Origin of the sequence: Rhodococcus xishaensis (assembly GCF_004011825.1) — a bacterium.
Classification (GTDB): Bacteria; Actinomycetota; Actinomycetes; order Mycobacteriales; family Mycobacteriaceae; genus Prescottella; species Prescottella xishaensis.
In genome coordinates this window covers 281,362-304,676 of the sequence record NZ_RKLO01000004.1, presented here as the reverse complement: position 1 = coordinate 304,676, position 23,315 = coordinate 281,362, and the positions used below count along the sequence as shown (strand labels likewise).

The following is a 23,315-nucleotide window of genomic DNA, read 5'->3' as shown; positions in this document are numbered from 1 at the left end:
GAGCGGGGAGGGCCCGTGCGAGCGGTCCGTAAGAGTGCACGGGCCCGGCCGCCCTACACGTCGAGGAAGCGGACGTCCTTGGCGTTGCGGGTGATGAAGCTACGACGGGCCTCGACGTCCTCGCCCATGAGGACGCTGAACAGCTCGTCGGCGGCCGCAGCGTCGTCAAGGCTGACCTGGCGCAACACGCGGGCGGTCGGATCCATCGTGGTCTCCCACAGCTCCTTGGCGTTCATCTCGCCCAGACCCTTGTAGCGCTGGATGCCGTCCTCCTTGTTGATCTTCTTGCCAGCGGCCAGACCCGTTTCGAGGAGACCGTCTCGCTCACGATCGGAATACGCGAACTCCGGAGCGGCACCCTTCTGCCACTTGAGCTTGTACAGCGGCGGCTGCGCCAGATACACATACCCCTGCTCGACGAGCGGACGCATGAAGCGGAACAGCAGCGTCAGCAGCAGCGTCGCGATGTGCTGGCCGTCGACGTCGGCGTCGGCCATCAGCACGATCTTGTGGTACCGCAGCTTGTTGATGTCGAACTCGTCGTGGATGCCGGTGCCGAACGCCGTAATGATCGACTGGACCTCGGTGTTCTTGAGAACACGGTCGATACGCGCCTTCTCGACGTTGATGATCTTGCCGCGCAGCGGCAGGATCGCCTGGTACATCGAGTCGCGGCCGGACTTGGCCGAACCACCGGCGGAATCACCCTCGACGATGTAGATCTCGCACTTGCTCGGATCATTCGATCGGCAGTCGGCGAGCTTGCCGGGCAGTCCCCCGATGTCGGTGGCGCTCTTGCGGCGGACCAACTCACGCGCCTTGCGGGCCGCGGTGCGCGCTTGGGCCGACGACACCGCCTTGGTCACGATGGTCTTGGCATCCGCGGGGTTGGACTCGAACCAGTGCGAAATGTTCTCGTTGCACGCCTTCTGCACGAAGGACTTGACCTCGGTGTTGCCGAGCTTGGTCTTGGTCTGCCCCTCAAACTGCGGCTCGGCGACCTTGACGGAAATGATCGCGGCGAGCCCCTCACGGATGTCGTCGCCGGTGAGCTCCGGATCCTTGTCCTTGACGAGCTTCTTCTCCTTCGCGTACCTCTTCACCACCGAGGTGAGCGCGGCACGGAAGCCCTCCTCGTGGGTTCCACCCTCATGGGTGTTGATGGTGTTCGCGAAGGTGTGCACCGACTCCGAGTAGCCGGCGTTCCACTGCATCGCGATCTCGAGCTCGTGGCCGGTGCCCTTGGCGGTGACCCCGACCACCGAGTTGTGGATCGGCTGCTTGGTGCGGTTGATGTACCGGACGTAGTCCTCGAGCCCGCCCGGGTAGTGGTACACACGGGACTTGACCTTGGGTGTCGGCGCGGCGGCCTCGGCCTCGGCCTCGGTCGCTGTCTTGGGTGCCTCGGCCATCGTGCTGACGACCTCGTCGGTGATCTCCTCCTCGGCGACCCGCTCGTCGGTAAGGGTGATGGTCAGGCCCTTGTTGAGGAACGCCATTTCCTGCAGACGACGCGCGACCGTCTCGAAGTTGTAGATCGTGGTCTCGAAGATGGCCGGGTCTGCCCAGAATCGGACGGTGGTGCCGGTCTCCGACGTCGGCGCACCCTTCTCGAGCTCGCCCGGCTTGGCGTAGTCGTATATCTGCGACCAGTTGTAGCCGTCGCGCATGATCTCGACCTCGACCTTGGTGGACAGCGCGTTCACGACCGAGATACCGACACCGTGCAGACCACCGGATACCGCGTACGCATCGGAGTCGAACTTGCCACCGGCGTGCAGCTGGGTCATGACGACCTCGACAGTCGGGGCACCGGAGGCGTGCATCCCGACCGGGATGCCACGGCCGTCGTCGACGACCTGGATGCCGCCGTCCTCGAGCATGGTCACCTCGACCTTGCTCGCATGACCGGCCATCGCCTCGTCGACCGAGTTGTCGACGACCTCCCAGATCAGGTGGTGTAGGCCGCGTTCACCGGTGGAACCGATGTACATGCCCGGTCGTTTACGGACGGCTTCCAGCCCCTCTAGGACAGTGATGGAGGAAGCGCCGTAGTTCTTGTTGGAAGTGCTCTTGTTTGACTTCTGGGCAGCCACGGGTTGGTAGCTCTCCTTCTCCGTCCAGGGCCGACACGGCTCCACACTGCGCCTCGAAAGAGGGTGGCCAGACGGTGTGGCCACCGCGCCCCGCGAGCGGTGTGTCGAGATTCGCCGCTAGTTACCCGGCCATCTTACTTGTAGGTACGACATACAGGGCACCTAACACACCCCTGGCTGCCCCGTAGGCGCGATTTCTCGGCCCGGGGCGAGTGAATTGCTTGAGAGACACTCGCGGATGCGCTGTCTTGTGCTCGCCCGGATCAGCCGTAGGTATCACGCGGGCCACGACCCGGGATGTGCCGCTCGCCCTTACGCCAGCTAGGCGCAGTAGGGCCAGTTATCCGCAGCGATTTCACGACGCCCTGCCCGACCGCCGCAGCGATCTTCTGGAGGATTTCCGACTGCATCATGCGCAGCTGCGTCGCCCACGCCGTCGACTCCGCCGACACGCTCAGCACCCCGTCCCGCAGGCCGGTCGGCTCGGCGTGGGATGCGATATCCGGTCCCACTACGTCCACCCACCGCCCCATCACGGTGCCCTCCGACACGCGCGCCGACCAGCCGCGTTGCTTGGCGACAGCACCGGCGACCACACCGAACGGCTGTGGGTCACGATCGTCGGGGCCCGACCCAGACCACGACCGGCGCCGTGACCGAAGGGCACGAATGCCCCCGGTGCGGGGCGACGCCCTCCCCTGGCCCACTGACTTGCCGCTCGCCTTCGCGGCCGCCCGCGCCTCCTCAAGCGCGCGCCGGGCCAGGTCTACGCCTTTCAGCTCGGGGCCCTCCGAGTCGGGGCCCTCCGTCTCGGGCTGCTCTTCGGTCATCGGTCACCTCCCACGGTGATGGGGCCTTCCATCCCGGTGATCAGCGAGATCCGTCCACGCTCAGTGTCGTGAGCCGCCACACCGAACCTGGTGGCCGACAGCTCGTCGGGCACGTCCTCCGGCACCGCTGCGGTGATGAGCACCTGCTCGGCACCGGCTGCAACCTCCGCGAGCGCGGTCCGACGCTTGCCGTCCAGCTCGGCGAAGACGTCGTCGAGCATCAGGACCGGGTCACCGCCGTCCGCACGCAACAGGAAGAACGCACCCAACCGCATCGATAGCGTGAACGACCACGATTCTCCATGACTCGCAAAGCCTTTTGCAGGCTGATCGCCGAGGTGCAGTTCGAGGTCGTCTCGGTGCGGGCCGACCAGGCACACCCCGCGCTCGATCTCCCTCGAGCGCATCACCGACAGTTCGTGGAGGAAGCTCGCCTCCAGCAGTGCGGCGTCGTCACGCTGAGGCTTCCGTGCCGGATCGAGGAGCTCGGGCGGTAGCGAGGTCCCCAGACTGCTGCGATAGCGTGCCGACGCCGGACGCGACTCGGGAGCCAGCGACCGGTACGACGTCTCCAGGTGCGGGGCCAGGTCGTGCACCAGTCGTAGACGGGCCTCGAGTAGTTGGGCACCGTGTGCAGCCAGGTGGCCATCCCAGACATCGAGCGTTGCAAGAACACTCGCCCCTTCAGACGACCGGGATCCCCGACGGAGCGCACCACTCGCGGTCTTGAGCAGCGCCGACCGCTGACGGAGCACCTTGTCGTAGTCGGCCCGGACCGCGGCCATGCGGGGGATCCGAGTGATCAGCAACTCGTCGAGGAAGCGCCGGCGGTCTCCCGGGTCGCCGCGCACCAGTGACAGATCCTCCGGCGCGAACAGCACCGTCTGCAGGATGCCCACGATCTCCCGCGGCCGCCCCGTCGGTGACTGATTGACCCTGGCGCGGTTGGCCCTGCCGTCATTGATCTCGATGTCGACGCCAAGTTCTCGGCCCTGATTGACCACGAGCGCCCCCACGTAGGCCTGCGCCGCGCCCACGCGGATCAGCGGTGCGTCGCTCGACACCCGGTGCGACGACAGCGTCGACAGGTAGCCCAGCGCCTCGAGCAGGTTGGTCTTGCCGTGCCCGTTGCGCCCGACGAACACGGTGCAGCCGGGCGCGAGATCGACCGTGACGGCGTCCCACGACCGGAAATCACGGAGAGAGAACTTGCGAACGAACACTAGGTTTCGGTCACCGTTCCCGACCGTTGGTATCAGACTGGCCGGCTGGCCGGACGGCATGTCCGCCGAACTGATTGCGCAGCGCCGACACGGCCCTCATCGCTGGCGCGTCCGGCTGTCGTGACGCGAAACGTGCGAACAGTGCCGCCGAGATGACCGGCGCCGGAACCGCGTGGTCCAGGGCTTCCCGCACCGTCCACCGTCCCTCACCGGAATCCTCTGTGTACCCGGAAATCTCCGCGAACCCAGGATCCTCGGCAAGCGCCTTCACCAGCAGCTCGAGCAGCCAGGACCGCACGACGGTGCCGTGCGTCCAGGCCTGCAGCACGCCGTGGACGTCGGTGACCAAGTCCTCGGCCTCCAGGAGTTCGTACCCCTCGGCGTACGCCTGCATGAGCCCGTACTCGACGCCGTTGTGGACCATCTTGGCGTAGTGACCGGCCCCGACCGGGCCGGCATGGACGAAACCTCCGGCACGCTCGCCTTCGGGACGCAGTGCGTCGAAGATCGGCATCGCCCGGCGGACATCCGCGTCCGAGCCTCCGACCATCAAGCCGTATCCCTCCGCGAGCCCCCAGATTCCACCGGAGACACCGCAATCCAGATAGCCGACGCCCGACGCGGCGAGAAGGTCCGCGTGACCGGGATCGTCGGTGTAGGGGGAATTCCCGCCGTCGATCACCAGATCCCCGGACTCGAGCACGGACGCCAGTTCACTGATCGTGTTCCGAGTGATCTCCCCGGCCGGCACCATCACCCACACGAGCCGGGGTGCGGTCAGCGACGCCACCAGGTCAGCGAGCGAACCGACATCCGTGACCTCGGGGCGAGGGTCATAGCCGACGACCTCGTGGCCCCGATCCCGCAGCCGGGCCCGCATGTTGAAACCCATCTTGCCGAGTCCGACCAGTCCGAGCTGCATCGTGAGATGTCCCTCCACTAGTGGTGATTCGAGCTGGCTTCGCGGCCTCCTCCAAATAGCGGTCGACGCCCGTCAGCCCGGCAGACGCACCGGCATCAGCAGGTAGGTGTACTCGCTATCGGGGGCCGGGAAGGTGCCGGACTCGCCTTGCACAGGCTCTTCCTCGCCGACTGGACGCAGCACCGCAGGTCGGCTCGACGTAGTGAAGCCGAAGGACACACGGTCCGAATGCAGCGATGTCAGACCGTCGATGAGGTAGCCGGGGTTGAACGCGATCGTCAGCGGCTCGCCCTGGAAGGCGGCCTCGAGGGACTCCTCGGCGCGACCGGCGTCGTCCCCGCCCGCCGAGAGCAGCAGGCCGTCCTCGTTGAACTCGAGTCGCACCTGGGCGCCGCGCTCGGCGACGAGAGCCACGCGCTTGATCGCCTCGACCAGCGGTGCGACCTCTACGGTCGCCATCGCGGTGTGCTCGGCCGGCAGCAACTGACGGAACTTGGGGAACTCGGCGTCGAGCAGACGCGTCGTGGTGCGGCGGCCGTCGGCGACGATGCCGAGCATGCCCTCGGTACCCACCGTCGAACCGGCGCCGAGTGCCAGTTCGACCGGCGAGAGCGTGCTTCCACCGAGCGTTTTCGCGGACTCGGACAGTGTCTTGGCCGGGACCAGCACCGCGGCCGAAGTGTCACCCGCGGTCGGCATCCACTCGAGTCGACGAACCGCGAGCCGGAATCGGTCGGTGGCGGCCAGCACGACATTGGTGCCCTCGATCTCGACGCGGATGCCGGTGAGCATGGGCAGCGTGTCGTCCTTGCCGGCGGCAACGGCGACCTGACTGACGGCCTCGGCGAACAGATCCACGGGCAGCGATCCGGTCTGCTGCGGCATCGCGGGCAGCTGTGGGTAGTCCTCGACCGGCATGGTCGGCAGCGAGAACTTGGCGCTACCGCAGGTGATGAGCACATGAGTGCCGTCGACGGTCACATCGACCGGCTTGTTGGGTAGCGCTCGAGTGATGTCAGCGAGCAGTTTGCCGGACACGAGCACCTGGCCGGGGCCAGCGACCTCAGCGGAGACGCGGACCTGCGCGGAGACCTCGTAGTCGAAGCCGGAGACGGTCAGTCCTTGGTCGTCAGCGCCGAGCAGCACACCGCCGAGCACTGGCACGGGCGGCCGAGACGGCAGGCTCCGCGCGACCCATGCCACGGAGTCGGCGAAGTCCTCCCGAGCAACGCGAAACTTCATGCTTCCAAGCTCCATCGCTCAGGTATTCCTCTCGGTAGGCATGGACGGGTCGGCAACGGCTGCGCTAGCAGTCTGACACAACGACCAGGGGACACCGTATGCGTTCGGACATCGTGTTGGAAAGCGAGCACCGGCTCCTCGAGACACCTCGAGCGGGCATGAACAGGCAGGGCGCACCGGATGTTCACAAGGCCTGTTTTTAAGGGATCTCTCTCGAGAAGATTTCAATCGTAGTAATAGGCACTGTGGAATCTGTGGATCGAGGCAAGCATCCGCTGGTCGCGACCCCTCGAGACATGGGGAGTTCTCGAGGACGTTCTCGAGGACAAATCCGGCGCGGGTGTGGACATCTCGAGATGGCTCGAAGTTGTCCTACCGTTCTCCACAGCGATCACAGCTTATACACACGCCTATCCACAGGTGTGAGTTCAATGGAATTCGTGTCTCGAGTGCCTGACAAAACAGCGACACCACACGGCGTTCCCGTGCTCGATGGAGACGCCGGATAACATTCGGGCGCCTCGAGACTTCCTCGAGGCGCCCGAATGGTCAGCTCAACGCTCAGCTCTTGGAGCGTTGCTTGATGCGGGCCGTGAGCTCCTGCACCTGGTCGTACACCTTGCGGCGCTCGGTCATCTCCTTGCGGATCTTCTTGTCCGCGTACATGACCGTGGTGTGGTCCCTGCCGAACGTCTGGCCGATCTTCGGTAGGGAGAGGTCGGTGAGTTCACGACACAGGTACATAGCGATCTGGCGGGCCTGCGCGAGGGGGCGGGCCTTGCCGGGGCCGCACAGGTCGTCGATCGACGTGTTGAAGTACTCGGCAGTCACCGCCATGATCGTGGCCGCATTGATCTCGAGTGTCGCGGAATCGGGCATCAGGTCACGCAGCACGACCTCGGCGAGCTTGAGATCGAGTGCTTGCCGGTTGAGTGACGCAAACGCCGTCACCCGAATCAGTGCACCCTCGAGTTCGCGGATGTTGCGTTCGATGCGGCTCGCGATCAACTCGAGGACGTCGTACGGGACGTCCAGCCGGTCCATCCGGGCCTTCTTCGACAGGATCGCGATCCGTGTCTCGAGTTCGGGCGGCTGGACGTCGGTGATGAGGCCCCACTCGAAGCGAGTGCGCAACCTCTCCTCGAGGGTGGCCAACTGCTTCGGCGGCCGGTCCGACGACACCACGATCTGCTTGTTCGCGTTGTGGAGCGTATTGAAGGTGTGGAAGAACTCTTCCTGGATACCTTCCTTGCCCTCGATGAACTGGATGTCGTCGACGAGCAGGATGTCAGTCTCACGGTAGCGGCGCTTGAACGCGACCTTGCGGTCGTCACGAAGGCTGTTGATGAAGTCGTTCGTGAATTCCTCTGTGGAGACGTACTTGACCCGCATCCCGGGGAACAGGCGTTGTGCGTAGTGGCCGGCGGCGTGCAGGAGATGAGTCTTGCCCAAGCCCGACGCACCCCAGATGAACAACGGGTTGTAGGCGCGTGCGGGTGCCTCCGCGATCGCGACCGCGGCCGCGTGAGCGAATCGATTCGAGGCGCCGATGACGAACGTGTCGAACGTGTACTTCGAGTTCAGGCTGTTGCCGCCCGAGGATTCGGTCGACGGGCCCTTCGGCGGCTGCGTGAAGTAGGACGGCCACGACTCGTGGACGCTGTCGAGCGCCTCACGCTCGTCGTCGACCTCCTCCTGCTCGGCCGGGTCCGTCACGGCTGGTTCGGCCGTACCCATAGCGAGGTGACGTCGGCGCAGCGGGCCGGGGTCATCGGCGACCGTCGTGCTCGAGTACTCCGACCCGGGGTACTCAGGGTGCTCCGAGTCCTCGGCGGGGCCCGAGTCTCGAGACCCTGATTCTCGAGAGGCAGATTCGCTGGACACTGGCTCGGCGTCGTCGACCTTCACCGGCGCGTTCTGCTCGTGGGTGTCTTCGGGTGGGGCGATGCGGACTCCGAGGCCCTCGACCCTTTGGCCGAGATGCAGGTTGAGGGCCCGCAGAATCGGTTCCCGCAGGTCTCTTTCGATTGCTTCCTGTGCGAGTGGCGACGGTACCGACAGCAACGCGAAGCCCTGCGCGTACGTCAGCGGCCTGACGAGTGCGAGCCACGCTTTCTGGGCCTTGCTCAGGGTGGTGTCGTCCTCGGAGCCGGAGGTCAGTTCTGCAACGACGTCGCGCCAGACATTCGCCAAGGCGTTCGGATCGTCGTTCACTGTGTGTCCTCCCCGGGCCTGCGTCGGCCCGCCGCGACGGTCGTCTGTCGGATGAGCTCCCCCGGAGAGGCCAGACCCCCTACTGGGCAACGAATATGCCACCCGAGCTGTGTTTCCACATAATTATCCACAGATGTGGACAACGACTCGAGTCCGGGGTCTACGGGTCCGGACCCGAGTCTTTCGAAGCCCTCTAGGCTTTCACCTGGCGGAACGCCTTGGTGAATGAAGAAGTTCGATGTTACCCGCGTCGGTTCGGTCCGCGCGCGCGTGTACTGGTTCTGGTCCAGACACGGTTCTCGTGCCGCGGTCGGGGATTGCTGCCGCGCGCCACACGACGTCCATGTCGCAGCGCGAGCGCCGGAACCTGTGGCTGTGCCATGCAGGGACGGTAACAACCAAGAGGTTGGTTTTCAGCATTTCCCGGGGATTTCATGGAAATCGGTCGCGCGGACCGCACAGAGGCCCTCTCGGCGCAAGGATCCTGGCGATCGTGGCGTGTCACTAGCAGCTCGAGGGCCGATCTCGGTTTGACCTCACTCGGGCGTGTCAGTACCCTCGAACAGTCACCCAATGGTGAAGGATGCGTGCTGGCCGGAGGTCGGTGCCTGGCCCATCGTGTGACCACCAATTTTCCGTTCAATGTCAGACCGATGCCGACTGGCGTCAGAACTTCGAGGAGTGTTGACCGTGGCCAAGGGCAAGCGGACGTTCCAGCCGAACAATCGCCGCCGCGCGCGCGTTCACGGCTTCCGTCTCCGTATGCGGACCCGGGCGGGCCGCGCAATTGTTTCGGCGCGTCGCCGCAAGGGCCGCGCTTCGCTCACCGCCTGATTCCGAACCTGCCTCCGGGAGCTCGGGGTGTTACCTGAGCCGTATCGCCTTCGCCGCAGCGCGGACTTCTCCGCAACGGTGCGTAGTGGGCGGCGAATGGGTAGGCGAGATCTCGTTGTTCACGTCCTCGAGCGTGACGCCGCAGACTCGTTGGTGAGTGTCAATGGGCCCCGTTTCGGGCTCGTCGTAAGCAAGGCTGTCGGGCCGGCGGTGATTCGACATAGAGTCGCTCGCCGGTTTCGGCATATCTGCGCCGGGTTGATCGACACCGTTCCGGTCGATACCGACGTGGTGATCCGCGCGTTGCCGGGATCGGCAACCGCAAGTTCCCGGGAACTCGATAAACAGCTGCGATCCGTGCTCCGGAAGCTGGATCTGCTGGCTGGCGAAGGTGATCCGGCATGAGCAACGAACACGATGTCACGCGAACCGAATCCGGTTCGCGCTCTTCGCTGTTCGCGGCAAACCTGTGGACGTCGCTGCGAAGTCTTCCCGCGCGCGTCCTGATCTTTCTGATCGAGCTGTACCGAACCTACGTGTCCCCACTTCGGCTGCCGACATGCCGTTTCACGCCCACTTGCAGCGAGTATGCGGTCGATGCGCTACGCACGCACGGTGCGATCAAGGGTTCGGCGCTCACCGTGGTGCGATTGGTGAAGTGCGCGCCCTGGCACCCTGGTGGATGGGACCCGGTCCCCGAACGTCGAGGTCGGCATCTCCACCATGTGAGCCGGGAATGATGCGCCCCGCTCGCCCAGAACTTGCCCAACACCACGGTGTGGTGAACGTGGACGAACAGAGGAGTGCTTAGAGCCGTGCTCGACTTCATTTACTATCCGGTGTCCGGGATCCTATGGGTCTGGCACAAGGTGTTCGGAGCCGTTCTCGGTGCCGACAACGGCTTCGCGTGGGCGTTGTCGGTGATGTTCCTGGTGTTCACGCTGCGCGCCATCCTCTACAAGCCCTTCGTGAGGCAGGTACGTACGACGCGGCAGATGCAGGAACTGCAGCCGCAGATCAAGGCGTTGCAGAAGAAGTACTCCAAAGATCGCCAACGCATGGCGACGGAGATGCAGAAGCTCCAGAGGGAGCACGGCTTCAATCCGGTGATGGGCTGCCTGCCCGTCCTGTTGCAGGCCCCGGTGTTCATCGGTCTGTTCCACGTCCTGCGCTCGTTCAACCGCACCGGTACCGGCTTCGGTGGGCTCGGGATGTCGGTGGAGGAGAATGCGAACACCCCGAACTACTTCTTCAGCGCTGACGACGTCCAGTCGTTCCTGAGTGCGCGCCTGTTCGGCGCTCCGATCTCCTCGTACATCACGATGCCGAGGGAGACACTCGAGTCGTTCGGTGCCTACGGCTCTGTGCCGACCATCGCGACCATTGCGGCCGTTTCGATTCCGCTCATGATCCTCGCGTCGGTCGCTACGCACTTCAACTCTCGGGCGTCGGTGGCACGCCAGAGTCCCGCAGCGGCCGCCAACCCGCAGTCCGCGATCATGAACAAGCTCGCGCTGTGGGTGTTCCCGCTCGGCGTGCTCGTCGGTGGCCCCTTCCTGATGATCGCGATCCTGCTGTACTGGGTGGCGAACAACATCTGGACGTACGCGCAGCAGCACATCGTGTTCCGTCGGATCGATGCGGAGGAAGACGCCAAGAAGCAGGCCGCGATAGAGCGCCGCGCCGACACCGCGCCTAAACCCGGGGCCAGGCCCACACGGGACAAGCGCAAACGGCAGGCGCCACCGAAGTCCTCCCCCGCCGCCGAGTCGAAGTCCGGGGCCACCGATAAGGGGGCCACGGACAAGGGGGCCACGGACAAGGGAGACACGGACAAGGGAGACACGGACAAGACCGAGAGTGCCGACTCGTCCGGCGAGAGCACGAACGGGGACGGCTCGAAGCCCCGGCCTCAGAAACCGCGGCCCTCCACCAATCGCCCTAGGAGCAACAAGCGCAAGCGGCGCTGACCTCGAGAAGAGAGAACGACGATGACCAGTGAGCAGGACACTGCCCGGGACGGGGAGAGCGGAGAGCGCGCAGACGTGGAACTCGAGACTCAGGATGCCGATCAGAAGGTGGACACCGAGGGCAAAGCGGACACCGAGGTTGAGGACGACCTGATCGAGGAAGGCGAGATCGCCGGCGACTACCTCGAACAGTTGCTCGACATTCTGGACTTTGATGGCGACATCGACCTCGACGTCGAGGGTGATCGCGCGATCGTGAGCATCGACGGCGGCAAGGACCTGTCGAAGCTGGTCGGCCGAAAAGGCGACGTTCTCGACGCCCTCCAGGAGTTGACGCGGCTTGCGGTCCAGCAGGCCACCGGGGTGCGCAGCCGCCTGATGCTCGACGTCGCAGGCTGGCGCGCCGGCCGTCGCGCAGAACTGAGCGAGCTGGGTAAGGCTGCGGCCGAGCGCGTACTCGCGTCCGGTGAACGGGAGGAACTGGCGGCGATGACGCCGTTCGAGCGCAAGATCGTGCACGACGCCGTCGCGAGCGTCGACGGCGTCTCCAGCGAGAGTGAAGGTGCAGAGCCGAACCGACGCGTCGTCATCCTCAAGGACTAACTCTCGGGCAGGCGCACGCCAGTGCGGCATGCACAGGGCCTCGGATCCCAGTCGTGAGACTGGGGCCGAGGCCCTCTCTTGTTGTTGCGGGGTGGTGGGTTGGGGAGGATGTTTCACGTGGAACTGGTTGATGAGCAGTGGGATGTTGTCGGCGCCGCGGGGCGGGTGTTCGGTGACCGGGTGGAGTTGGCGCGGGCGTATCACGCGTCGTTGGCGTCGGATGGTGTGGTGCGGGGGCTGATCGGCCCGCGTGAGGTGCCGCGGTTGTGGGTGCGGCATCTGCTCAACTGTGCGGTGTTGGGTGAGTTGGTGGGGGTCGGCGAGTCGGTGGTGGATGTGGGGTCCGGCGCTGGGTTGCCGGGGATTCCGTTGGCGATTGCCCGGCCGGATGTGCAGGTGACGTTGGTGGAGTCGTTGTTGCGTCGGTCGGTGTACTTGCAGGAGTTCGTGGATTCGGTGGGGTTGTCGAATGTGAGGGTCGTGCGGGGGCGCGCGGAGCAGGCGGGGGTGGTGAAGGAGGTGGGGGGCGCCGATGTGGTGACCTCTCGTGCGGTGGCGCCGTTGGAGCGGTTGGTGCGGTGGTCGCTGCCGTTGGTGCGTGTGGGTGGGAGGATGTTGGCGGTGAAGGGTTCGAGTGCGGCGGAGGAGGTTTCCCGGGATCGTGCTTCCCTTGCGCGGTTGGGGGCCGGCAAGCTCGAGGTGGTCGAGTGTGGTGGTGGTGTGTTGCCGGTGCCGACGATTGTGGTGCGAGCAGAACGCGTCGCACACCACCGCCATCGTGGTCGGCGCTGATGTCGTGACCGTGAACCCCTACCCCGCCAGTCGATCCGCCTTACGTTCAGAAGGGCGAGGTCGAGCCTTCGGATCCTGTCGAGGATGCGCGGGGCGGTAACTCCGTTCGGATCGAAGTGCGTACCCGGAACGGGACTCGGCTTCGGCGTGACGTGCGGCGGATCCTGGTCAGCAGGCCGATCGATGTTTCACGTGAATCACGATGCACGGCAAGAGAGCTGTAGATCACCGGCGGCATCATTCTGGGACGCAGTTTCTCCCCATATCTGGACTCCAACGGATTTCGTCACTGTGACGGCGACTACGATTGCACAACTCTCATCCGCGCGCCCCCAGTCGGAGCGGGGTCTCGCAGCAGAGAGCGTCCATCCCATCCGGTTGTCGCGATGGACGATCTGTAGGCCGGGTGCTTGCGGGAAATTCTGCCGTGGCCGTGATTCACGTGAAACACTCGCATGAGGTGATGTACCGGACCGCCACACGCGGCGGCACCGCGAATCATCTCCCTATCGCGTCTTCGAGATAGCTCGTGCGCGCGTCGGTCCGAGTTGCTGTTTCACGTGAAACTGCCCAGGCCCGTGTGATTGTCAGATCTGAAGCGCCCCTGGCGGGCGCCGACGAGGAAAGCGAATACCCGCATCTAGGATCGGCGTCCCGAGTTGGTTGCGGGGTGGTGGGTTGGGGAGGATGTTTCACGTGGAACTGGTTGATGAGCAGTGGGATGTTGTCGGCGCCGCGGGGCGGGTGTTCGGTGACCGGGTGGAGTTGGCGCGGGCGTATCACGCGTCGTTGGCGTCGGATGGTGTGGTGCGGGGGCTGATCGGCCCGCGTGAGGTGCCGCGGTTGTGGGTGCGGCATCTGCTCAACTGTGCGGTGTTGGGTGAGTTGGTGGGGGTCGGCGAGTCGGTGGTGGATGTGGGGTCCGGCGCTGGGTTGCCGGGGATTCCGTTGGCGATTGCCCGGCCGGATGTGCAGGTGACGTTGGTGGAGTCGTTGTTGCGTCGGTCGGTGTACTTGCAGGAGTTCGTGGATTCGGTGGGGTTGTCGAATGTGAGGGTCGTGCGGGGGCGCGCGGAGCAGGCGGGGGTGGTGAAGGAGGTGGGGGGCGCCGATGTGGTGACCTCTCGTGCGGTGGCGCCGTTGGAGCGGTTGGTGCGGTGGTCGCTGCCGTTGGTGCGTGTGGGTGGGAGGATGTTGGCGGTGAAGGGTTCGAGTGCGGCGGAGGAGGTTTCCCGGGATCGTGCTTCCCTTGCGCGGTTGGGGGCCGGCAAGCTCGAGGTGGTCGAGTGTGGTGGTGGTGTGTTGCCGGTGCCGACGATTGTGGTGCGAGCAGAACGCGTCGCACACCACAATCGCCGGCACCGCGAGGCTACGGGGACTCGAGGGTTTGATAGTTGAGAATTGCGTCATGGATGGTCATCAAGTGAAGGAGCAATAGATGTCGGCTGGAGCTGAATCCGCCGTTTCACGTGAAACTGCAACGCCGCCGGACTCGACGGACGACAGTCGAGAAAGAGACTTCACCCACGCCCCCTACGAAGAAATCTCGCTCGCGGACACCCCGATCGGGGCCGCCGCGCAGCGGGCAAGTCAGGTGCTGCATCCCGGGGCGGCCACTCTGCCCAAGCCAACGCAGCGTCGCGTATTCACGGTCGCAAATCAGAAGGGTGGCGTCGGCAAGACGACCTCGACGGTCAATCTGGCAGCGGCGCTCGCGGTCCAGGGGTTGACCGTGCTGGTCGTCGATCTCGATCCACAGGGCAACGCGAGTACCGCGCTCGGCATCCCGCACACATCCGGAACGCCGTCGAGCTACGAACTGCTCCTCGGCGAGGTGACTGCCAAGGAAGCGATCCAGCAGAGCCCACACAGCGAGCGCCTCTACTGCATCCCCGCGACCATCGATCTGGCCGGCGCCGAGATCGAGCTCGTGTCGATGGTGGCACGCGAGAACCGACTCAAGAATGCGTTGTCAGAGACGGCGCTCGCCGATGTTGATGCGGACTTCATCCTCGTCGACTGCCCGCCGTCGCTGGGGTTGCTGACCGTCAACGCATTGGTCGCGGCGAAGGAGGTGCTGATTCCGATCCAGTGCGAGTACTACGCGCTCGAGGGCGTCGGACAGCTACTCCGAAACATCGAACTCGTGCAGGCACACCTGAATCCGGAACTGCACGTTTCCACTGTCCTGCTGACGATGTACGACGCGCGGACCAAGCTCGCCGACCAGGTGGCCGACGAGGTGCGTAACCACTTCGGGGACGCTGTCCTACGTGCCGTGATTCCGCGTTCGGTCAAGGTATCCGAGGCTCCCGGCTACGGTATGACCGTCCTCGACTACGATCCTGGGTCGAGGGGGGCGCTGAGCTATCTTGACGCCGGCCGAGAACTCGCAGCACGCGGGATGACCACCACGACGCAGGAGCAGTAGAGATGGCGCAGACACGCAAGGGAGGACTCGGCCGGGGACTTGCAGCACTAATCCCCACCGGCCCATCCAACGGAGGGCCAGGGCTGGGCGATGCTGCCGCGGATCTCATCATCGGATCCTCCGTTCCGGCGGTCACCGAGCCTGCCAAGTCAGAGAGTGAAGCCGCGTCCGAGTCGGTGAAGGGGAAAGCGGAGAGTAAGACAGGGACGCACAGTGACAACGCCGTGACGGACAACGCCGTGACGGACAGTGTCGTCGCGGTCGCTGCGGCTCCGACGCCGTCTGCGGGAACCGATGAGGAAACGCTCTCTCCCACCGGTGCGGTGTACCACGAGATCCCTCCGCACCTGATCGAGCCGAATCCCAAGCAGCCACGGTCCGTCTTCGACGAGGAGGCACTCGCCGAGCTGGTGCACTCGATCCGTGAGTTCGGGCTGATGCAGCCGGTCGTGGTCCGTCGGATGGGCCCCGAGCAGTATCAGCTCGTCATGGGTGAGCGACGTTGGCGGGCGAGCCAGATCGCGGGACTCGAGGCGATCCCGGCGATCGTCCGCGAGACGGCCGACGATTCGATGCTGCGTGATGCGCTGCTGGAGAACATCCACCGGGTCCAGCTCAACCCGCTCGAAGAGGCCGCCGCATACCAGCAGCTTCTGGAGGAGTTCGAGGTCACCCACGAGGAGCTGGCTGCCCGGATCGGTCGCTCGCGTCCTGTCGTGACGAACATGATCCGGCTACTCAAGCTCCCCATCCCGGTGCAGCGCAGGGTGGCGGCCGGGGTCCTGTCTGCCGGACACGCGCGGGCACTGCTCTCACTCGAGGCCGGAGCCGACGCGCAGGAGGCCCTCGCGGCCCGGATCGTCGCGGAGGGGATGTCGGTCCGGGCAACAGAGGAGGCGGTGATCCTCGCCAACCGGGAGGGCCCCTCCCCTACCCCACCGGCCAAACGGCAGCCCATCCAGATGCCGGGTCTGCAGGATGTCGCCGAGCGGCTCTCGAACTCGTTCGATACTCGTGTCACGGTGAGCCTCGGCAAGCGGAAGGGCAAGATCGTGGTCGAGTTCGGCTCGGTCGAGGATCTGGAACGGATCGTGACGATGATGGAGACGCAGGCAGGCGACTGACGCTCTTCCCGAACCGCCTAGTTCCCGCAATCAATACGTCACAGTGACGATCAAGGCGGGCGAGATCTTAGATGGGCGAGCAATACAGGTAGGCGTAGGAGCCACCGACGCAGCGGCCCGGTCGAATGTCGCTGCTGCGCTGGCGACGGAACTATCCCCTATCCTGGAGGGTAGTTCCGTCGAGGCGCGGGTGAGACTCCCCGAGTGGTATGGAGGCTGGGGGCATGGAGGCTGGCGAACACGGTGTCGACTAGCATCACTTCACTTACCCTGGAGGGTCTCGACAAGCTGTCATCGCACGCGCGGCGGTGCGTCTTCTGGGAGATGGACCCCGCGGTGCGCACCTCTCCCGAGTTCCGCGATCTCCAGGATCCCGAGTTCGAGAAGGAAGCATGGCTGTCGATGGTCATGCTCGAATGGGGATCTTGCGGACAGGTGGCGCTGGTCGATGACAAGCCCGCGGGCTGCGCCCTGTACGCCCCGCCGAGCATGGTGCCCCGGGCCGACCTTTTCCCCACTTCCCCTGTCAGCGCTGATGCCGTCCTGCTGACGACGATGCGACTCGAACCCATCGGTGAGGAGCACGGCCTGGGCGCGGCGCTGATCCAGGCCGCCGTCGGTGATCTCATCCGACGCGGCGTCCGCGCCCTCGAGGCATTCGGGATTCGCGGCGCCGAATCCTCCAGCGACGTCCCTTCCGCCACGGCAGCCTTGGAGTGCTCGCCGCAGGAGTGCATGATCAATGCCGACTTCCTGGAGGACGTCGGATTCGAAGTGGTCGCACCGCACCACCGGTTCCCACGCCTGAGACTCGAACTCGATCGGGACCACCTGTGGAAGGCGGACGTCGAGGCAGCCCTTGAACGGCTACTGGAGGTCGCTACCTTGTCAGTGGTCGATATCGGCGAACGAAGTGCCGTGGGGGCCTGCTAGGCCTCGTTTCGGGCCTTGTCCAACCCGGCGCGAAGAGCGGTGGCGTGTCTACCCGAGCCGCTGAGCGCTGGACAGTTCCTCAGCGAGCAACTCTGCGAAGGTGAACGTTCCCGTGGGTGCATCGTCCTGCCCCAGGAGGTACAGGCGCTTGACCGAGATGAGGATAGCCTCGGCGATCGTGTCCCGCTGTCGCGGATCGGTGAGCACCGCGACATCGAAATCATTTGTGAGATAACCGATGTCGACCTGGACGGTCGGCATCTTGGTGAGTCGCAACAGGTCCCAGGTTCGTCCATGAGTTCTGCAGTCCCGCAACGGAGTTCGCGCCACGATCTCACGCTGGATGAAACCAGTGAGGATCTGCCCGATCGTCGATGTCGATCCGTGCGAGTTGCCGAAGTGGAAGCTGGCGACACCGCTCGCAGCGGGACTGGTGTGGTTGTCGCACCGCAGCGCGATCATCAGGTCGGCGTCGAACTTGTTGGCTGTCTCGGCGCGCTCGGCATCGCTCAGGTCGGCGTACTGCGGACGTGACAGGAAGGTCTCCATGCCCGTCGCGGCCATTCGGCCCTCCAGCCGGCTGGCGAGATCCCATAGAATCTCGGACTCGCTAATATGACCGCGCCGCGTGTGCACGATCGAGCCGGTATTGGGGCCACCGAGGCCGGGGTCGATCACGATCCGCTTTCCGCTCAGCTGCGGGCCCGATCGACGGACCAGTTCCTGCTCGCTGATGGCGTGTGGAGAACCGCCCGAGACACGCGTGCCCAGTAACTGCAACGAGCGCAGCGTTGCTGGGCCACAAATACCGTCGGCGGCAATGCCGATCTCACGCTGGAACGAGCTGAGCGCCTCATGGGTCTGCGGGCCGAAGAAGCCGTCGACGCGCCCGATGTAAAAGCCCAGGTCCTGAAGACGAGTCTGGAGAGCGGCGACGTCGTCGCCGTACAGCGGGGCGGACAGCTGGTAGATGAGGGTGCGGGCGCCGAGTCGGTACGACGCTTCCTTGAGGGATCGATATGTCGCCGGACCGACGATGCCGTCGACAAGCAGGCCGCGCTGCTGCTGAAACGCGCGAACCGCGGAGTCGAGATGGTGATCGAACACAGCATCGGGTGCCACCCAGTGCGAGCCCTGCACCGCCTCGCGGTGGGTGTCCGCAACACCGTTGTGGAGGAAACCTAGGCCAGTCAAAGTACCCCGAATCTCGGCGACGGCGGGGCCGTGATCGCCGTGACGGAGTAGCTGCATGCTCGTGGCCTTTCGTTGCTGACGTCGTTTCGATTCTCTCAGACTGCTCCGGGAGGTCGGCAGTCCAGTAGGCCACAGTGTGACAAGGCTGTAGTGGCGGTCAGGTCACACTGTGGCCGAATCGAGGCCCATCGGGCCGAACGGAGCGGGGTGAGATCAGAGCACGTCGGCGAGATCCTTGAGCAGGGCCGCCTTGCCCTTCGCGCCGACGATCGTCTTCACGGCCTTGCCGCCCTCGAAGAGGATCATCGTCGGGATCGACATCACCTGGAAGTCGCGGGCTGCTCCGGGGTTCTGGTCGATGTCCAGCTTCGCAACCGTGAGCTTGTCAGCGTGCTCGCCGGCGATCTCGTCGAGCACCGGAGCCACCATCTTGCATGGGCCGCACCAGGTGGCCCAAAAGTCGACCAGCACGGGCTTCTCGGAATCGAGAACCTCCTGCTTGAACGAGTCGTCACTGATCGTGATTGTGTTCGCCACGGATCCTCCTGGACCTTGAGTAGAAGACTGGATGTCGAGTAGAAGACTGCTGGAGGGGGTACTGGTCAGACGCGGGAGTCGACGGGCTTGCCGGCAGCGTCGAGGGTGTTCGCAGTTATCTCACCCTGCTCGGCCAGCCAGCGCTCGGCATCGATCGACGCCGAACAGCCGGTGCCGGCGGCCGTGATCGCCTGGCGATAGGTGTGGTCCACCAGGTCGCCGGCGGCGAAGACACCCTCGACCGAGGTAGCGGTGGTCGGCAACTGCACCGTCACGTAGCCGGCTGCGTCGAGGTCCACCTGGCCCTTGACGAGTTCGCTGCGCGGGTCGTGGCCGATCGCGACGAACATGCCGGTGACATCCAGCGTGGACTCCTCGCCAGTGACGGTGTCGCGAATCACCAGGCCGGTGACACTGTTGTCGCCCAGCACCTCGACCGGCACGGCGTTGGTCACGAAGCGGATCTTCTCGTTCGCCTTGGCGCGCTCGAGCATGATGCGTGACGCGCGGAACTCCTCACGCCGGTGCACCAGAGTGACGGTACGAGCGAACTTGGTCAGGAAAGTGGCCTCCTCCATCGCAGAGTCACCACCCCCGACCACGACGATGTCCTGGTCACGGAAGAAGAAGCCGTCGCATGTCGCGCACGCACTCACACCACGGCCGAGGAGCCTCTCCTCGCCCGGGATGCCGAGATAGCGAGCGGCAGCGCCCATAGCCAGGATGATCGCGCGGGCGTAGTAGGTCTCACCATTCGCCACAACCTTCTTGACCGGACCGTCCAGCTCGATCTCCTCGACGTCTTCCGTACGGATGTCGGTGCCGAAGCGCTTGGCCTGCTCCCGCATCTCCTCCATCAGGTCGGGGCCCATGATGCCCTCACGGAAGCCCGGGAAGTTCTCAACCTCGGTGGTGGTCATCAGAGCTCCGCCGAACTGCGTTCCCTCGAAAAGGAGGGGCTCGAGTTCCGCGCGGGCGGCATACACGCCGGCGGTGTATCCGGCGGGTCCCGAGCCGACAATGATGAGGTCACGGACCGTGGTCGGAGTAGTCATGCGGGCCTTTCCTGTCCTCTGGGGCCGTCCGCTAGACAGCCTTCGTTGCTGTGGTCGCGCGGGTGCAACGCTGACGGTGCATCTCGCGGGGTTGGTCAGCTCAACACCAGATTAGTTGGTGTTGTTCCCAGGGCTTCGGGGGACGCGCACGACCGACCACGTAGACCGTTTCACGTGGAACCGACGGTGTGTACTGGGTCATACCAGGGCGGACCAGGGCTTCGCCTTGCGCGGGAGCAGCTCGGCGTTCCCCGCAGCACGTGCCACGTGGCCAGGTCCGGGACACGAACTCGCTCAGCGCGTCGGACACGAGGCGGACATCGTCGCGCAGTCCTGCGGCTGCCGGCAGCTCCGGTGATCGCAGTAGCGACTTCGCCGAGGGGCGGGACCTGTGGCGCCTCGCTGCCCTCCGACGCTCGATAGGCCCCATGGATGCCGCTCCACCACGGATGCGGGCGTTGGCAGTCGAGGTGCGGCGGATCCACCGGTGAGCTGGTCGCGTTCTCGGGACCGCCGCGCACCAACCAAAGCTGTAATCCGTTGTCCAGCACCTCTTCCCAAGAGAATGCTGTCCCCGGAGGCGGGCTTCGCTGGGGAGTCGTGCGCACTCCGTCCCTAGCCGGTCCCTCGCGCGCGCAGTGGCGGGGTATGCGCAAATGGGCGGAAAGCTCAGTTGCATCGGGTTTGCGGTTGTTAGCCTCTTTTCGGCTGGTGTCTGGGTCCAGCCGCCGATTTTGTCACTGCATGGCCTGCGTCTCGTTCCTCTGCGGTGGGAGAGAAATGTGAATTGGCTCAGCGATTTTCGTGGTCCACACGCGACTGGGGGACGTGCCGCGCGTCTAGCGTTCTTCGCGGCGGCTGTTTCGGCGATGGTGCTGGGTGTGGCCGGGGTGGGCGTGGCAGCAGCGAACACGGTGGTCGACACCATTCCGGTTGGGGGCTCACCGAGCGGTGTGGCGGTGTCTCCGTTCGGGGCCCGCGCCTACGTCGTCAACCGTGGCGACAATTCGGTGTCGGTGATCAGCACTTTCACGAACACGGTGGTCGACACCGTCACGGTTGGGGACTTCCCGGTCGGGGTCGCGGTGAACCCGCTTGGCTCCCGTGTCTACGTCACCAACCAGTTCGACGACACGGTTTCGGTGATCAGCACTTTCACGAATAAGGTGGTCGATACCGTCACGGTGGGGATCGGACCGTCCGGTGTGGCGGCGAGCGCGGACGGGTCTCGCGTGTACGCCACCAACAGCGGCGACGACACGGTGTCGGTGATTGACACCGGTACGAACACCGAGGTCGATACCGTCACCGTCGGGGACGCCCCTAACATGCTGGCGGTCACACCTGACGGGTTCCACGTCTACGCTTCCAACGCTTTCGACGGCACGGTGTCGGTGATCGAGACCGCCGGCAACACCGTCATCGATACGGTCACGGTCGGGGCCGGAGCGTTCGGTGTGGCGGTGACCCCAGACGGGTCTCGCGTCTACGTCACCAGCGCTTTCGACGACACGGTGTCGGTGATCGAGACCGCCGACAACACGCTGCTCGATACCATCACGGTCGGAGACCTCCCCCAGGGGGTGGTGGCGAACCCGGACGGGTCCAGGGTCTATGTCGCCAACGGTATTGATGAAACGGTGTCGGTGGTCGAGACAGCCGGCAACACCGTGGTCGAGGCGATTCCGGTGGGAAGCGACGCGTTCGGTGTGGCGGCGAGCCCGGACGGGTCCCGGGTCTACGTCACCAACCGTTCGGACGACACGGTGTCGGTTATCGCCGTCCAGAAGTGCCTCGGATCGCTGTGTATCGCCACCGGGTCCCTGGTCGGTGGTGGTTCGCTGGTGGGTGCCGGATCGCTCGGGAGAGGGTCGTTGGCCGGCGGTGGGTCGTTGGCCGGCACTGCTTCGACGGGCAGCTTTACCAGCTGATTCTGGTAGTTAGGCTGACTACGACTTCACTACTACCGCAACCGGTCTGGCCGCGCATTGGGTTGTGTGTCGCCCCCGGCGAGTCTCCGGTTGCATCGGGTTTGTGCTTGTTAGCCTCTTTTCGGCTGGTATCTGGGTCCGGCCGCCGGTTTGTGTCACTGCATGGCCTGTCCGTCTTGATCCTCATTGGTAGGAGAGAAATGTGAATTGGCTCAGTGGTTTTCATGGTCTGCATGCGGCCAGGGGGCATCCCACACGTCTGGTGCTCGGCGCGGCAGCGGTTTCGACGATGGTGCTGGCTATGGCCGGTGCGGGAGCGGGGGCCGCAGCCGCGGACACAGTCATCGACACCATTCCCGTTGGGGCCGATCCGGTCGCAGTGGCGGTGTCCCCCCTCGGGGCTCGCGCCTACGTCGCCAACAGCGGTGACGGCACGGTGTCGGTGGTCGACACCGCCTCGAACTCGGTGGTCGACACCATCCCGGTAGGAAACAGTCCGTTCGGGGTGGCGGTGTCCCCGTTCGGGGCTCGCGCCTACGTCGCCAACCAGGGTGACGGGACAGTGGATGTGATCGACACCTTCACGAATGCGGTGGTCGACACCATTACGGTCGGGGCTGGCCCGGCCGGGGTGGCGGTGTCCCCGTTCGGGGCTCGCGCCTACGTCGCCAACCAGGCTGACGGCACGGTCGATGTGATCGACACCTTCACGAATGCGGTGGTCGATACCACCACGGTCGGGGCTGGCCCGTTCGGGGTGGCGGTGTCCCCGTTCGGGGCCCGCGTCTACGTCACCAACCAGCTCGGCGGCACGGTGTCGGTGATCGACGCCTTCACGAATGCGGTGGTCGACACCATTACGGTCGGGGCCAACCCCGTCGGGGTGGCGGTGAACCCGTCCGGGTCCCGCGTCTACGTCGCGAACCAGCTCGGCGGCACGGTGTCGGTGATCGACACCGCCACGAACGCTGTCATCGATACCGTCACGGTCGGGGTCTTCCCCCGGGGCGTGGTGGTCGCCCCGGACGGGTCCCGCGTCTACGTCACCAACGCCGGTGACGGCACGGTGGATGTGATCGACACCGGCACGAACGCGGTGGTCGACACAATCACGGTCGGGGACGACCCGTTCGCGGCGGCGGCGAACCCGTCCGGGTCCCGCGTCTACGTCGCCAACGCCGGTGACGGCACGGTGTCGGTGATCGCCGTCGAGAAGTGCCCGGGCTCATTGTGCTTCGGTGCCGGTTCGTTCGCGGGTGCCGGGGCCGGGTCGACGGGCAGTGCCGGTTCTTCGGGAACGGGGTCGTTCGCGGGTGCCGGGGCCGGTGCCGGGTCGGCCGGCAGCGCTACCAGCTGAACCGCCACCCAGGTGACCTGAGGCGCC

21 protein-coding genes are annotated in these 23,315 nt (G+C 65.2%); 12 read left to right on the top strand and 9 right to left on the bottom strand.

Translation table 11 applies throughout. From position 1 onward, the window contains the following. Positions 1–53: 53 nt before the first annotated feature. From gyrB to dnaA, 6 genes are all read right to left on the bottom strand, one after another. The gene (gene gyrB / locus EGT50_RS11525) at positions 54–2,096 is read right to left on the bottom strand and encodes a DNA topoisomerase (ATP-hydrolyzing) subunit B (RefSeq protein ID WP_127954626.1); all 2,043 of its coding nucleotides are present in this window, start codon (positions 2,094–2,096) and stop codon (positions 54–56) included. Between the two features lie 263 nt (positions 2,097–2,359). Beyond that, complete coding sequence (locus EGT50_RS11520) at positions 2,360–2,926, bottom strand: DUF721 family protein (protein WP_127954623.1); 567 nt, start codon at positions 2,924–2,926, stop codon at positions 2,360–2,362. Further along, positions 2,923–4,149: a DNA replication/repair protein RecF gene (gene recF / locus EGT50_RS11515; RefSeq protein WP_127954620.1), complete on the bottom strand. Its 1,227-nt coding sequence runs from the start codon at positions 4,147–4,149 to the stop codon at positions 2,923–2,925. The genes EGT50_RS11520 and recF overlap by 4 nt, the downstream gene beginning before the upstream one ends. Before the next feature lie 10 nt (positions 4,150–4,159). Further along, entirely contained in the window at positions 4,160–5,071 is a 912-nt protein-coding gene (gene gnd / locus EGT50_RS11510) for a phosphogluconate dehydrogenase (NAD(+)-dependent, decarboxylating) (protein WP_127954927.1), read from the bottom strand. 72 nt (positions 5,072–5,143) lie between these two features. Then, positions 5,144–6,328, bottom strand: coding sequence for a DNA polymerase III subunit beta (dnaN, locus tag EGT50_RS11505; RefSeq protein ID WP_127954617.1), 1,185 nt, complete (start codon positions 6,326–6,328; stop codon positions 5,144–5,146). Positions 6,329–6,874: 546 nt separating this feature from the next. Beyond that, positions 6,875–8,527, bottom strand: coding sequence for a chromosomal replication initiator protein DnaA (gene dnaA, locus EGT50_RS11500; RefSeq protein WP_127954614.1), 1,653 nt, complete (start codon positions 8,525–8,527; stop codon positions 6,875–6,877). Between the two features lie 690 nt (positions 8,528–9,217). On the opposite strand from dnaA, the gene rpmH reads away from it, so the two are divergent. The 10 genes from rpmH to EGT50_RS11450 all read left to right on the top strand — a co-directional run bounded on the left by rpmH (position 9,218) and on the right by EGT50_RS11450 (position 17,214). Next, positions 9,218–9,361: a 50S ribosomal protein L34 gene (rpmH, locus tag EGT50_RS11495; protein ID WP_006550910.1), complete on the top strand. Its 144-nt coding sequence runs from the start codon at positions 9,218–9,220 to the stop codon at positions 9,359–9,361. Between the two features lie 27 nt (positions 9,362–9,388). Next, on the top strand, positions 9,389–9,766 hold the full coding sequence (rnpA, locus tag EGT50_RS11490; RefSeq protein ID WP_127954611.1) for a ribonuclease P protein component: 378 nt from the start codon (positions 9,389–9,391) through the stop codon (positions 9,764–9,766). Beyond that, the gene (yidD, locus tag EGT50_RS11485) at positions 9,763–10,101 is read left to right on the top strand and encodes a membrane protein insertion efficiency factor YidD (RefSeq protein WP_127954608.1); all 339 of its coding nucleotides are present in this window, start codon (positions 9,763–9,765) and stop codon (positions 10,099–10,101) included. The genes rnpA and yidD overlap by 4 nt, the downstream gene beginning before the upstream one ends. A 75-nt stretch (positions 10,102–10,176) precedes the next feature. Beyond that, entirely contained in the window at positions 10,177–11,331 is a 1,155-nt protein-coding gene (yidC, locus tag EGT50_RS11480; protein ID WP_127954605.1) for a membrane protein insertase YidC, read from the top strand. Positions 11,332–11,352: 21 nt separating this feature from the next. After that, positions 11,353–11,934, top strand: a complete 582-nt coding sequence (locus EGT50_RS11475; protein WP_127954602.1) for a Jag family protein — start codon at positions 11,353–11,355, stop codon at positions 11,932–11,934. A gap of 108 nt (positions 11,935–12,042) precedes the next feature. Next, complete coding sequence (gene rsmG / locus EGT50_RS11470) at positions 12,043–12,726, top strand: 16S rRNA (guanine(527)-N(7))-methyltransferase RsmG (protein ID WP_127954600.1); 684 nt, start codon at positions 12,043–12,045, stop codon at positions 12,724–12,726. A 687-nt stretch (positions 12,727–13,413) separates the two neighbouring features. Further along, positions 13,414–14,124 carry a 16S rRNA (guanine(527)-N(7))-methyltransferase RsmG gene (gene rsmG / locus EGT50_RS11465; protein WP_127954597.1) on the top strand — a complete coding sequence of 237 codons (711 nt, stop codon included), beginning with the start codon at positions 13,414–13,416 and terminating at the stop codon, positions 14,122–14,124. A gap of 40 nt (positions 14,125–14,164) precedes the next feature. After that, positions 14,165–15,157 (top strand): ParA family protein, encoded by a 993-nt coding sequence (locus EGT50_RS11460; RefSeq protein ID WP_127954594.1) that lies wholly within the window; start codon positions 14,165–14,167, stop codon positions 15,155–15,157. A 2-nt stretch (positions 15,158–15,159) separates the two neighbouring features. Then, a complete protein-coding gene (locus tag EGT50_RS11455) occupies positions 15,160–16,281 on the top strand; it encodes a ParB/RepB/Spo0J family partition protein (RefSeq protein WP_127954591.1) in 1,122 nt (373 codons plus the stop codon). A 243-nt stretch (positions 16,282–16,524) separates the two neighbouring features. Further along, entirely contained in the window at positions 16,525–17,214 is a 690-nt protein-coding gene (locus tag EGT50_RS11450) for a GNAT family N-acetyltransferase (RefSeq protein WP_127954588.1), read from the top strand. A gap of 48 nt (positions 17,215–17,262) precedes the next feature. Here the strand turns inward: EGT50_RS11450 and EGT50_RS11445 are convergent, their stop codons facing one another. The 3 genes from EGT50_RS11445 to trxB form a co-directional block, all read right to left on the bottom strand. Further along, positions 17,263–18,465: an N-acetylmuramoyl-L-alanine amidase gene (locus tag EGT50_RS11445; RefSeq protein WP_127954585.1), complete on the bottom strand. Its 1,203-nt coding sequence runs from the start codon at positions 18,463–18,465 to the stop codon at positions 17,263–17,265. Between the two features lie 156 nt (positions 18,466–18,621). Then, positions 18,622–18,945, bottom strand: a complete 324-nt coding sequence (gene trxA / locus EGT50_RS11440; protein WP_127954580.1) for a thioredoxin — start codon at positions 18,943–18,945, stop codon at positions 18,622–18,624. Positions 18,946–19,010: 65 nt separating this feature from the next. Then, positions 19,011–20,000: a thioredoxin-disulfide reductase gene (gene trxB, locus EGT50_RS11435; protein ID WP_127954577.1), complete on the bottom strand. Its 990-nt coding sequence runs from the start codon at positions 19,998–20,000 to the stop codon at positions 19,011–19,013. Positions 20,001–20,782: 782 nt separating this feature from the next. Between trxB and EGT50_RS11430 the strand changes: the two genes are divergently transcribed. After that, positions 20,783–21,931 (top strand): YVTN family beta-propeller repeat protein, encoded by a 1,149-nt coding sequence (locus EGT50_RS11430; protein ID WP_235870707.1) that lies wholly within the window; start codon positions 20,783–20,785, stop codon positions 21,929–21,931. Positions 21,932–22,133: 202 nt separating this feature from the next. Further along, positions 22,134–23,288 (top strand): beta-propeller fold lactonase family protein, encoded by a 1,155-nt coding sequence (locus EGT50_RS11425; protein ID WP_206615804.1) that lies wholly within the window; start codon positions 22,134–22,136, stop codon positions 23,286–23,288. Positions 23,289–23,315 lie beyond the last annotated feature (27 nt).